We start from the raw sequence: 12094 nt of genomic DNA on the forward strand, positions 1-12094 counted from the left end.
AGCCGAACCGGCCGCACCACGAAGTGATCCGGTGCGTAGCGAGGCGGTGTCGCTCGCCATCGTCCCGGGGCCACCGCCCCCGGCGCGACTCACGATTCACGACTCACGCCCCCCAGCAAACTGTCATCTCGCATAGCGCTTGTGTCAGCGCGCATAGTCGAAAACGACTCTCAAAATGTAATAATTCGCATTACCAAGAAAATTCATCCTCGGCCTCAACCCGTCGAACACAAGGCGGGAGGCCCCCCGACTGGTAAGTGAACCCCATGTGCTTTCGCCCACTGCTCTCCCCACGACTGCCCTTCGCCCTGAAGATCGGGCCCGCCCTGCTAGCCACTGGCGTCTTTTCGGCGGCGCTGGCGCAAGACACGCCACTTGACTCGGCCCCGGCCACGGCTACCAGCAACGCCGCCGCGGACACATCAATGCTCGCCCCCATGACCGTGACCGGCCAGGCGGCGACCAAGACCGAGACGCCATTCATCGAGACCCCCCAGGCGACCTCCACGGTCACCGCCGAAGACATCGAGCAGCGCGGCGCACAGACCGTCCAGCGTGCCCTGGACTACACGCCCGGCGTCTATACCAACCAGGTCGGCGCCTCCAACCGCTATGACTACATCGTCCTGCGTGGCTTTTCCGACGGCAGCCTGAGCAACACCTTTCTCGATGGGCTAAAGCTGATGGGGGACACCAACTCCTACAGCTCTCTGAGCATCGATCCCTACATGCTCGAGTCCATCGAGGTGGTCAAGGGACCGGCATCGGTACTCTACGGCCGCGCCTCTCCCGGCGGCCTGGTTGCCCTGACCAGCAAGCGCCCCGAGTTCACGGATACCCCCAGCGGAGAGGTCCAGCTCGGATTCGGCAACAACGACCAGCAACGCGCCGCCTTCGATGTCACCGGCAGCGTCGACGACGCCCAACGGGCGGCCTTTCGTATCACCGGCGTCGCCCAGGGCGCAGACACCCAGTTCGGCCCGGTCGAGGAAGAAAGCTACGCCATCGCGCCGTCGCTGACCTGGGACATCACCGATGCCACCACCCTGAATCTGTCGGCCTACCTGTCCAAGGAGCCAGAGGGCGGCTATCACGCAGGCCTCCCGTACGAAGGCACCGTGGACAGTCGTTTCGGCCGTCATATCGACAATGATTTCTTCGAAGGCGAAGACGACTACGACACGTTCGAGCGTGATCAGATCCTGGTCGGCTATGACCTCGAGCACCGCTTCAGCGATAGCCTCAGCGCGCGCCAGAAGGTGCGCTACCTGGAATCCGACGTAGAGCTCAACCAGGTCTATGCGTTCGGCTGGGCCAGCGACACCGAGCTCAACCGTTACTACTCCGGTGGCGATGAATCGCTCAAGGCCTGGACCGTCGACAACCAGCTCGAGGCGAGCTTCTCAACCGGCGCCTTCGAGCACCGCGTCCTCACCGGGCTCGACTACCAGACCCGCGATAACGACGTGGTCTGGACCTCCGGCGCCTTCCCCGCCATCGACGCCTTCCAGCCAAGCTACGGTGCCGGCCCCCTCGGCGACATCGCCGTCACCACCCGCGAGCAACACAAGCTCGAGCAGACCGGCGTCTATCTGCAGGATCAGTTGAGCTGGGATCGCTGGCACCTGGCACTGGGCGGCCGCTACGACTGGGTCGACATCGAGAACGAGAACCGCGATACCGACACCGAAAGCGATCTGGACGACACCCAGTTCAGCGGCCGTGCGGGCCTGCTTTACGCCTTCGACAACGGCGTCTCGCCCTACGTGAGTTACTCCACCTCGTTCACACCGACCAGTTTCGTCGACGCGTCAGGCGACCTGCTCGAACCGATGGAAGGCGAACAGATCGAGACCGGGCTCAAGTTCCAGCCCAACGGCACCCAGGATCAGTACTCCATCGCGCTGTTTCACATCAACCAGGAAAACGTCGCCACCAAGGAGCAGCCCACCGACCCCTACCGCGCCGTCGGCGAGATCGAATCCCAGGGCGTCGAGCTCGAGGCTCGCACCCAGCTGACCGAGGAACTGCGCCTGCAGGCCGGCTACGCCTATACCGACATCACCTACGCCGAGAGTGATGATGACAACGAAGGCAACAGCGCCATCTACGCGCCGAAACACATCGCCTCTGTCTGGGGCTACTACGACGTCAGGCAAGGACCGCTTGCCGGGCTGAACACCGGCCTCGGGGTGCGCTACCACGCCGATATCCAGGCCGATCGCGCCAACACCGAGCAGGTGCCGGACTACACCCTGCTCGATGCGACCCTGGGCTACGACTTCAGCCAAGTAGGCCTACAAGGCGTGTCCGCGCGCCTCAACGTCAGCAACCTGCTGGACAAGGACTACGTGGCGTCGTGCAACTCGCTCGAGTTCTGCTACTTCGGCGCCGAACGCAGCGTCAACGCGACCCTGAGCTATCGGTTCTAGGCCGACTCACCGGCGGATCGCGAGCCACCCTTGAGCCCCCGGCAGGTCACCCTGCCGGGGGCTTTCGCTTCACCGCCAATCATCACGGCTAACGCCTGACTAGCGGCGCCAGCCGGCCAGGCGGTCACACAGCACTCCCTGCCCCGTCACCGACAGTGATACTATTATGTCACTCCGGTCGAGGATCCCACGATGAGAGTCGAGCTAGTCACCACCCTGAAACGCCAAGCCACCAAGATTCTGGCGGATTTACACCGCACCAAGGAGCCAGTGCTGATCACCGAGCACGGCCAGCCATCGGCGTACCTTGTCGATGTTCAAGACTATGAGTTCATGCAGCGCAGACTAGCCCTGCTCGAAGGGCTATCCAAGGGGGAAAGGGCATTCCTTGAGGGCAACCACACAGCGCATGAAGCGGCCAGGAAACGGCTGCAAAAATGGCTGAAATAATCTGGGCCGACCCGGCCCTGGATGACCTGGGGGAGATTGCCGACTACATTGCCATGGACAATCCGGAGGCGGCATCACGCCTGGTGAAGCAGGTGATCTCGGCCGTCGAGCGGCTTCAGCGATTCCCCCACTCTGGTCACGTCCCGGCAGAGTTACCCGGCTCGCTCTATCAAGAGCTTTATGTCACGCCGTGTCGCCTGTTCTATCGGTACGAAGACGATGTCGTGCTGATCGTTCACATCATGCGCGAGGAGAGACAGCTACGCCGGTTCCTGCTTGAGCCGTAAGGCTCGCCGTTTTCGTGCATCCCTTGTCGTCCCGACCCTTCTCGTTCAGGCCCGGTATCCGCGCACCCGCCGTCGACCGCGCTCTCGCCCGGCCAACGCTAACGCCAGACAAAAGCCTGACTAGCGGCGCCAGCCGGCCAGGCGGTCACACAGCGCGCGTCGCGCCCGTTCCGGGGTGGTCGGCACCAGGCGCACCTCGGTGCCCGGAAGGCACTGCGCCAGGCCCGCGCAGGCCAGTGGCGATAGCGCCCCGAGACGCGGATAGCCACCGATGGTCTGGCGATCGTTCATCAGGATGATCGGCTGGCCATCCGGCGGGACCTGCACGGCGCCAAGCGGAATACCCTCCGAGACGATCCCCTTCAGTTCGCAGTCAAGCTCCGGGCCGGTCAGACGAATGCCCATGCGATCGGCGCGCTGATCGACCGTCCAGGTGTCGTGAAAGGCGCGGTAAAGGCTGCGGCCATCGAAGGCCGCGACCTGAGCGCCGATCACGACCTTAAGGGTCACCGGCTGGGCGGTGTCGGGTAGCCGTGCTGGGACCGCGGCCCTCGGCGCCTCACCGGCTTGCGAGGCCGCGGCCTTGATCACATCGCCCTTGACGAGTGCCTTGCCGAAGCCATCTAGCCCCCCGAGGCCCTCACGCAAGGTGCTCGATACACTGCCCATCAGCGGCGTCGCGGCGATCCCGCCGGGCACCGCCAGGTAGGCCCTCAACCCGGCCTGGGGGCGGTGGAAGGCGAGCCGCTGGCCGCGCCTGATGGCAAAGCGCGTATCGGGCGCCACGACCTGCCCATCGAGGGTCGCGCCAAGATCGGCACCGCCAAGCGCCAGGGTCATATCGGCCTCGGCGGCAAGCTCAAGCCCGCCCACCAGGATCTCGATCCCGGCGGCGTCATGGGCATTGCCCAGCAGCCAATTGGCCCAGCCCAGCGACACCCAGTCCATGGCGCCGCCCTGGGTCACGCCGAGATGACGCACGCCCACGCGGCCGCCGTCGACCACCAATGCCATCGGGCCTGTCTGCTGAACTCGCAGGCTCATGCCTTGCCCTCCTGGTCGGCGGGCGACACCTCGCCCTGGGGGCGGGTATCGCCTCCCTGATCGATAAAGGCCGCGCGCTCGATTGCCACGAAGCGCACCTTGTCACCGGGCTGAAACAGGGTGTAGCCCTCGCGCTCGCGATCGAACAGTTGCACGGCGGTGCGCCCGACAAGGTTCCAGCCGCCAGGGGACAGCGCCGGATAGATCGCGGTCTGACGATCGGCAATACCCACCGAGCCCGCGGCGACCTTCTGGCGCGGCGTCTTGAGCCGCGGCGTGGCAAGGGCCTGCTCCACCAGCCCCATGAACCCATAGCCGGGTGCGAAACCCAGGGCGAAGACGCTGTAGTCTCGCGCCGAGTGGCGCGCGACGACATCCTCCACCGAAGTCTTCAGGCGCTCGGCGATGGGCGCAAGCTCCGGCCCGACGCTCGGGTCATACCACACCGGAATCTCGTGCAGGGTACCGGCGCCCGCCGCCAGCGGCTCGAGCCCCTTCAGCGCCGCGAGAATCCGTGCGCGGGTCTCGAACAGGTCGAGCCGCGTCACGTCGACCTGCGCGAGCAGCGTGGTATAGGACGGCACCAGCTCGAGAAGATCGTCCCCCAGCGCCTCGCGCAGCGCCCGGTCGGCGGCCAGCACCCAGGGCATGTGCGCTTCGTCGATCTCATCGAACAAGCTCACGATCAGGCTATCGAAGGCGACGGTCTCCAGGCGTGGCGTCATGCGCCCTCCAGTTCATCGAACGCCTGACGAATGGCGCGCACCGCGGCCACCGAGCTTTCGTTATCCCCGTGCACGCACAGGGTATCGGCCGGCAGGACCAGCCGGGTGCCATCGTTGGCGATCAAGGCCTCGCCCCGAGCGAGGGTCATCGACTGGGCCACGATTGTGGCCTCATCGTCATGCACGGCCCCGGGCTCGCGACGCGATACCAACCGCCCCGCCGCGTCGTAGGCACGGTCGGCAAACACCTCGAACCACAGGGTCACGCCATGCTGCTCGGCCAGCGCCCTCACCGCCGCAGTATCGGCGGTGGCCATCACCAGCAGCGGTAGCGCTGGGTCATAGGCCTTGACCGCCGTCATGGTCGCCTCGAGCAAGGCCATGTCCTTGGCCATGTCGTTGTAGAGCGCGCCGTGGGGCTTCACGTAGCTCACCCTGGTGCCCTCGACGCGGCAGATGCCATCGAGCGCACCGATCTGATACAGCAACAGGTTCTCGGCCTCCTGCGCCGATACCGCCAGGGAGCGCCGCCCAAACCCCACCAGGTCCGGGTAGGCAGGATGCGCGCCGATGCTCACGCCGTTGGCGACGGCATAGCCCACCGTGCGACGCATGACATCGGGATCACCGGCGTGGAACCCGCAGGCAATGTTGGCGCAGTCGATGTGGGCCATGACATCCGCATCGCGTCCCATTTTCCAGGCACCATAGCTCTCGCCTACGTCACAATTGAGCAGCGGAATCGGCATGGGGTCCCTCCTTTGCTGTTGTCAGTTGTCGGTTATCGAGTGCAGAGAGGGGGTACGCGGACCCCGTCAGCAAAATCTATCCCCCCGGCACGCTCGGCGTCCAATCGGAAACCGCGATGATGTCCACAAGACACGCCATGGCAGTGGCATGACCCGGCAGGCAATTTTGGCGCTGACATTGACGCCGCAGGCAGAGAAGCCCAAGAATCACCAGGCACCCCTAACATTCACCGCGCTCATCGCCTGCGACAGGGTTACCTGCCAAGGTGCCGAGCCATCTTCTTCCGGAGCCTATCATGGCCGTCAGCGATCCCTTCCACCTCGCCATCCAGGTCCGCGACATCGACGAGGCGCGCCGCTTCTATGGCGAATTCCTCGGCTGCCCGGAGGGCCGTTCGTCAGAATCCTGGGTCGATTTCGACCTCTATGGCCACCAGTTCGTCTGCCACCTCAATGCCGGGCTCAAGGACGCCGCCGCCTCCGCCCACAAGAACCCGGTGGATGGCCACGGCGTGCCCGTACCGCATTTTGGCGTGGTGCTGGAAATGCCCGCCTGGCAAGCGCTTGCCGAGAAGCTCAAGTCCCACAACGTGGCGTTCGAGATCGAGCCCTACATCCGCTTCAAGGGCGAGCCTGGCGAGCAGGCCACCATGTTCTTCAAGGATCCCTCCGGCAATGCCCTCGAGTTCAAGGCCTTCAAGGATCGCGAGAGTCAGCTGTTCAAGAAGGCGTGAATGCGGCCGGCCGCCCCCGGCCTCGTGCATCGCAGCGGCCATCCCCCAGGCGCGCCAACGGCCCGCCTGGGCTTGACCTTCAACGCCGTCATGACCAACGCTCATAGCCAACAATGACGCTGACAGCCGTATCGGCCCACGGCCGGGCGCACGAGCCGCCAACCCATGAACAACGACAACGACAACGACAACGACAAAAGGATGCTTCCCATGACGTTCAAGCGCTCTCCTCTGGTTCTCGCCGTCACCCTCGCCGCCCTCGCCGGCAGCGCCCAGGCCGCCGACTGGAACATGGCCACCCCCTACGGGGATGCCAGCTTCCACACCCAGAACACCAAGCAGTTCGCCGCCGACGTTCGCGAGGCAACCGATGGCGAGCTCAACATCACCGTGCACTCCGGTGGTTCCTTGATCGCCCACGGCGAGATCAAGCCGTCGGTGCGGCGCGGCACCGTCGAGGCCGGCGAGATCTTCCTGTCGGTGTTGTCCAACGAATCGCCGATCTTCGAGCTCGATACCCTGCCCGGCGTCGCCGGCAGCTACGACGACGCCAAGCAGCTGTGGCAGGCCACCAAGCCGATGATCACCGAGCTCTTCGCCGAACAAGGCATGCTGCCCCTGTACGCCGTGCCTTGGCCTGCCCAGGGCATCTACACCGATTTCGAACTCAACGATCCCGCCCAGTTCGAAGGGCTCAGGGTGCGGGCGCCGAACATCAACACCCAGCGCCTGACCGAGAACCTCGGCGGCATTCCCACCGAGACCGAAGAATCCGATATTCCCACCGCCTTCTCCACCGGCCGGGTCGACGCCATGATCACCTCGGTCTCCACCGGTGAGTCCATGGCCGCCTGGGACTATGTCTCGAACTACAGCGACGCCAACCTGTGGCTGCCGAAGAACATCATCTTCGTCAACCAGAAGGCCTTCGAGCGTCTCGACGAGGGCACCCAGCAGGCCGTGCTCGATGCCGCCAGCGAAGCCGAACAGCGCGGCTGGGAGGCCAGCAAGGCCGACGCCGGGGCGTCGTCCCAGGCGCTCACCGAGAACGGCATCAGCATCTCTACGCCCAACGAGGCAGTCGCAGAGGCCCTGCAGGCCGCCGGCGACACGCTCTACGCCGATTGGGAAAGCCGCGCCAGCGATGCGGCCAAGGCCCTGATTCAGGACTACCGCGACGGCCAGTAAGCCTGGGCTTGCCCGCCCGGGGCCCCTTGGCTCCGGGCGCACCACCGCCTGACTCGGGAGTGTCGCCATGACCTTTCGCTTGATGTGGCTGTATCGCCTCGGCGGCTGGGGAGCCGCGGCTTCCATGGTCGCCATCTGTGGCCTGGTCACCTTGCAGGTGCTTTTTCGTTGTCTCGATGCCTTACTGGTGCTGGTCGGGTCTTCCCGCCTGGGCCTCGAGGTCACCGGGCTGTCGGAAATCGCCGCCTACCTGCTGGTCGGTGCGACCTTTCTTGGCACCGCCTACACCTTCGTCCACCACGCCCATATCCGCATGGCGCTGATCATTCAGCGCCTGCCGTCGGCGGTACGAGTCTTCAGTGAGCTGTTCTGCCTGCTGGTGGCGAGTGCGCTGAACCTGGTGCTGTGCCGCGAACTGTGGGTGTTGATGCAGGAAAGCCTGACCTACAACGACGTGTCGTCCGGCCTGTTAGCCGTTCCGCTGTGGATTCCCCAACTGGCGCTCTTGATCGGCATGTCGATGATGTTTCTGGCGTTGGCCGAAGCGATCATTCATACCGCCCGTGTTGCCTTCACCGCGCCGGCAAGCTACCAGGCGCCCGACGAGGAAGGGGACGCCGCCCAGTAGCCGCCGACAGCGGCTCCGGTGCACCTCGACCAGGGAGAGAATGTCTTGCTTACCATCAGCCTCGTCACGCTCTTTTCGCTTGCCCTGCTGCTCGGCAGCGGCGTGTGGATCGCCTTTGCCCTGCTCGGCACCGGTTGGATTGCGTTAAGCCTGTTCGCCCCGCTCGGCCCCGGGCCGATTCTGGCCTCGGATTTCTGGGGCGCCAGCTACGGTTGGGACCTGACCGCGCTGCCGATGTTCGTGTGGATGGGCGAGATCCTGTTCCGCTCCGGCCTCGCCAACAACATGTTCCAGGCCCTGGCGCCGTGGCTTGGCCGCATTCCCGGACGGCTCTTGCATTCCAACATCATCGGCAGCGGGCTGTTCGCCGCGGTGTGCGGCTCGTCGGCCGCCACCTGCGCCACCGTCGGCAAGATGACCCTGCCGGAACTCGAAAGCCGCGGCTATGACGAGAAGCTCGCCATCGGCACCCTGGCCAGCGCCTCGACGCTGGGTCTGCTGATTCCGCCGTCGATCATGATGATCGTCTACGGCGTGGTCACCGAGCAGTCGATCTCGCGGCTGTTCATCGCCGGCGTCGGCCCCGGCATTCTGCTGCTCGGCCTGTTCATGGCCTATGTGATGGGATGGTCGCTGCTCATCGGCAATCGCCAGGGGCGCTGCGGCCAGAACGAGGCCCGCATTCCGCTAGGCAAGAAGCTGCGCGGCAGCCTGCAGCTGCTACCGCTGCTGGCACTGATCGGCGGCATCCTCGGGAGCATTTATGGCGGCCTTGCCTCCCCCACCGAAGCCGCCGCCAGCGGCGTGGTGCTGTCGATGATCATCGCCCGGGCCAACGGCCACTTCGACGGCACGATCTTCCGCGATTCACTGTTCGCCGCGGTGCGCACCTCATGCATGATCGCCTTCATCATCGCCGGCGCGTCGTTTCTGTCCTCGGCCATGAGCTTCACCCAGTTGCCGATGAACCTGGCCGAGAGCATCGGCGCCATGGGCCTGTCACCGGCCATGCTGCTGGTGGTACTGACCCTGTTTCTGCTGGTGCTGGGCTGCTTTCTCGACGGCATCTCGCTGATCCTGCTGGTGACCTCGATCATCATGCCGGTGATCGAGAGCGCCGGGTTCGACCTGATCTGGTTCGGCATCTATCTGGTGATCGTGGTGGAGATGTCGCAGATCACCCCGCCGGTGGGCTTCAACCTGTTCGTGATCCAAGGCCTGACCGGAAAGGACATCATGTCGATCACCCGAGCCACGATCCCGTTCTTCTTGCTGATGATCGTCGCCATCGTGCTGATGAGCATGTTCCCGGGCATCGCCACCTACCTGCCTCAGGCGATGAACAGTTGAGCCTGATCGACAGGAGTGCGGCCGACATCACCATCGTTTTCCTGGTCCCGTCAGCGAGCCTCCAACGCCTCGATCATCAGCTTCAGGCGTGCACGGGACTCCTCGTCTGAAGCCGTCTCGAGCAAGGAACGACACTCCTTGATCAGATCCTCATCTCGGGTGCGCTGCACGCTGCGTTTGCTTGAACTAAGGCTCACCCGCGGCAGCACCGCGTTGATGATACGGTCGAGGGTGTTGAACAGAAAGTCGACGCTGTAGCCCGACAGGAAGCCCAGCGCGGCGGCGCTGAGTTGGACGGTGCTGGTATCTTCGTTGGGGATCTGGGTGATGAACAGGATGATCGAGCCGCCGGCTAGGGTGCCAAGTACGATGCGATTGACGTGCTCGCCGATGCGAGTCGGATCAAACTCGCGCTTGAACAGCTTCTCGGCGGTGACGCGCAAGACGTAGGCAAAGGCGCCCAGTGCACCGTACAGAAACGGCTCGATATAGCGCAGCGCCTGGTACCACAGGTCATAGACCGCATCGTCGTAACCGAAACCTTGGCCCGGGTGAGGCAGGTTGACTTCGACGGCGTGCATGGCAACGTTGGTGCTCACCGCAAACAGCACCAGCCCCAGGGTCCAGTACCAGAGACAGCGCAGATACTCGGCCGTCTCGTTCTTGCGCATGCGACCGTGGGCATCCGGCTGGGTTGCGGCCAGCGTGCGCGGCGACACCTCGGGGTAACGCCGCGTCAGGCGTTTGTAGTCGGCAACGATAGCCGCGAACTCGGCTGACGTCAGCGGCTTCGCATCACAGTCGTCGAGCTTGGCCTTGATGCCATGCAGACGCGCGATATCCAGTTCATCCGGCAGATCACCTTGTTGCAGACCGTAGGACACCAATAGCCCTACTTCGGCAATCAACTCTCGGGCGGTGCGATCACAGTCGGCCAAGGCGTCCCGGCCAATGCCCTGCTCGGGGTCCTTGCCTGCGCCCTCGGCACCGGTGCCCCGGCGGGTATCCGCCTGGGCCTTTCCGGTTTCCTTGTCGGCCTCCTTGCCCGCTTCCTTGCGTGAGCCCTCGCCTGGGCGTTCGCTGTGGCTGCCATCGGTTGTGCGGCTCATTGGCAGTTTCCTCCCCCCGCCATCGTGATGCGCTCATCCACGAGGCAGATCAGGCCATTGATGGTGTAACTCACGCCATCGGTGTGGATGGCGATATGGCGATTCTCGATGTAGGCCCCGGTGTAGAGCCCGCCTTCGCCACGATGGGTCTGAAACAGCAGCGGTGCGGGTAGCAGCGCCGCCAGCCGGTCCAGCGTCACCTGACGCGGTAAGCGATAACGCAGATTCACGCCGCCGTCGCCCACCGAGAGAATCGCCACTTCCGGGCGCAGCGCCCGAATGAAGACCTCACTGGTGCTGGTGGTCGAGCCATGGTGGTTGAGACGCAGCACATCGATATCGCCCACCCAGGGCGCCACCAGGCTTTCCATCGGCGGTGTGCGCTGCCCGCCGCCGGTGAGATCGCCACCGGTGAAGTACCGAAAGGCACCGTGGGTGACGACCAGAGCCACGCTCAAGGCGTTTTCCTCGTCGTCGCCGATAGCATGGCGGCGAATCGTGCAGCCCCCCTGCTCGCTCACCAGATATCCGCCACCCGAGGCCACCACCTCGACCAGGGTGCGCTGGCCAAGGTCAATGGCCTTGTCGGTGCCACAGCCTGGAGCAAGGCTGGCCGGCACCGCACCTGCCGCCTCGGCGGCTTTCAGGTACTCGCCATATTGCGAAAGGCGCCCGGTAGGGGTCCGTACGTCGGGGCGCAACTCGCCCTCTCGCTCCAGCACAACATCAACGCCGATACCGGCCTCGACGAGCTCATCGAAGCCGCCGATATGATCGGCGTCGTAGTGACTCGCCAGAAAGTAACTCAAGCGCTCGATACCGAGGGCCTGAAGGGCCGGCGCCACGACACGCCGGCCATAGCCCCGATTGCCGGCGTCGATGAGCAGGCTCCTGCGCGAGTCGGTATCGAAGATCAGAGCCGCATCGCCCATGCCCACATCAAAATGCAGGATGCGCAGGTCACCCTTGGCGGCGGGCGCGGTGACACCTAGTGCCAGAACGCCAAGCAGAAACAGTAATGCCGTGGCCGATGGGCGTGTCATATCGCCGCCCGGGAGAGATTAAGGAAGATGACTTAATCCTAGTCGTCGGCTAGATGCCTGGCGAGGCACAAAGCGGAAAGACCGGCACACTCACCGGACCGGCCACCGACCCTCTGGACGACAGCGGAACCAAGCGCCCCTGCCCCACCCGAGCGAAGGGGCTCGGGCGGGACAGGGGCTCGGGCGGGACAGGGGCTCGGGTTGAGGCAGCGGGCTCTCGTTGCGCCGAGGGCTCTTGTTTCGCTGAGGGCTCTCGTTCCGCTGAGGGCTCTCGTTCCCGTTTCGCTGAGGGCTCTCGTTCCCGTTTCGCTGAGGGCTCTCGTTCCGGTTGAAAGGCGCAAGCGCTGCGCTTGAA

General features: G+C 64.6%; 12 protein-coding genes. 7 read left to right on the forward strand and 5 right to left on the reverse strand.

The window, feature by feature from the left end:
- The first annotated feature begins 437 nt into the window (after positions 1 to 437).
- From ACUN9Y_RS07910 to ACUN9Y_RS07920, 3 genes are all read left to right on the forward strand, one after another.
- Complete coding sequence (locus ACUN9Y_RS07910; RefSeq protein ID WP_445460377.1) at positions 438 to 2432, forward strand: TonB-dependent siderophore receptor; 1995 nt, start codon at positions 438 to 440, stop codon at positions 2430 to 2432.
- Positions 2433 to 2624: 192 nt separating this feature from the next.
- Positions 2625 to 2882 (forward strand): type II toxin-antitoxin system Phd/YefM family antitoxin, encoded by a 258-nt coding sequence (locus tag ACUN9Y_RS07915; RefSeq protein WP_445460150.1) that lies wholly within the window; start codon positions 2625 to 2627, stop codon positions 2880 to 2882.
- Entirely contained in the window at positions 2870 to 3169 is a 300-nt protein-coding gene (locus tag ACUN9Y_RS07920) for a type II toxin-antitoxin system RelE/ParE family toxin (protein ID WP_445460151.1), read from the forward strand. Before ACUN9Y_RS07915 ends, ACUN9Y_RS07920 begins: the two co-directional genes overlap by 13 nt.
- 120 nt (positions 3170 to 3289) lie before the next feature.
- Here ACUN9Y_RS07920 and ACUN9Y_RS07925 read toward each other — a convergent pair whose 3' ends face one another.
- The 3 genes from ACUN9Y_RS07925 to ACUN9Y_RS07935 are packed head-to-tail and all read right to left on the reverse strand — an operon-like array spanning position 3290 to position 5687.
- On the reverse strand, positions 3290 to 4213 hold the full coding sequence (locus tag ACUN9Y_RS07925; RefSeq protein WP_445460152.1) for a 5-oxoprolinase subunit C family protein: 924 nt from the start codon (positions 4211 to 4213) through the stop codon (positions 3290 to 3292).
- Positions 4210 to 4938 carry a 5-oxoprolinase subunit PxpB gene (gene pxpB, locus ACUN9Y_RS07930; RefSeq protein WP_445460153.1) on the reverse strand — a complete coding sequence of 243 codons (729 nt, stop codon included), beginning with the start codon at positions 4936 to 4938 and terminating at the stop codon, positions 4210 to 4212. The genes ACUN9Y_RS07925 and pxpB overlap by 4 nt, the downstream gene beginning before the upstream one ends.
- The gene (locus tag ACUN9Y_RS07935) at positions 4935 to 5687 is read right to left on the reverse strand and encodes a 5-oxoprolinase subunit PxpA (RefSeq protein WP_445460154.1); all 753 of its coding nucleotides are present in this window, start codon (positions 5685 to 5687) and stop codon (positions 4935 to 4937) included. Before ACUN9Y_RS07935 ends, pxpB begins: the two co-directional genes overlap by 4 nt.
- A gap of 296 nt (positions 5688 to 5983) precedes the next feature.
- Between ACUN9Y_RS07935 and ACUN9Y_RS07940 the strand changes: the two genes are divergently transcribed.
- The 4 genes from ACUN9Y_RS07940 (at position 5984) to ACUN9Y_RS07955 (ending at position 9587) form a co-directional block, all read left to right on the forward strand.
- On the forward strand, positions 5984 to 6421 hold the full coding sequence (locus tag ACUN9Y_RS07940; protein ID WP_445460155.1) for a VOC family protein: 438 nt from the start codon (positions 5984 to 5986) through the stop codon (positions 6419 to 6421).
- Between the two features lie 210 nt (positions 6422 to 6631).
- Positions 6632 to 7609, forward strand: coding sequence for a TRAP transporter substrate-binding protein (locus ACUN9Y_RS07945; protein ID WP_445460378.1), 978 nt, complete (start codon positions 6632 to 6634; stop codon positions 7607 to 7609).
- A 67-nt stretch (positions 7610 to 7676) separates the two neighbouring features.
- Positions 7677 to 8237 carry a TRAP transporter small permease gene (locus tag ACUN9Y_RS07950; protein ID WP_445460156.1) on the forward strand — a complete coding sequence of 187 codons (561 nt, stop codon included), beginning with the start codon at positions 7677 to 7679 and terminating at the stop codon, positions 8235 to 8237.
- Positions 8238 to 8282: 45 nt separating this feature from the next.
- Complete coding sequence (locus ACUN9Y_RS07955; RefSeq protein ID WP_445460157.1) at positions 8283 to 9587, forward strand: TRAP transporter large permease; 1305 nt, start codon at positions 8283 to 8285, stop codon at positions 9585 to 9587.
- Between the two features lie 50 nt (positions 9588 to 9637).
- Here ACUN9Y_RS07955 and ACUN9Y_RS07960 read toward each other — a convergent pair whose 3' ends face one another.
- Positions 9638 to 10696 (reverse strand): hypothetical protein, encoded by a 1059-nt coding sequence (locus tag ACUN9Y_RS07960; protein WP_445460158.1) that lies wholly within the window; start codon positions 10694 to 10696, stop codon positions 9638 to 9640.
- Positions 10693 to 11739, reverse strand: coding sequence for a ComEC/Rec2 family competence protein (locus ACUN9Y_RS07965; RefSeq protein WP_445460159.1), 1047 nt, complete (start codon positions 11737 to 11739; stop codon positions 10693 to 10695). The genes ACUN9Y_RS07960 and ACUN9Y_RS07965 overlap by 4 nt, the downstream gene beginning before the upstream one ends.
- Between the last annotated feature and the right edge of the window lie 355 nt (positions 11740 to 12094).

Source organism: Halomonas sp. V046, from assembly GCF_052645355.1.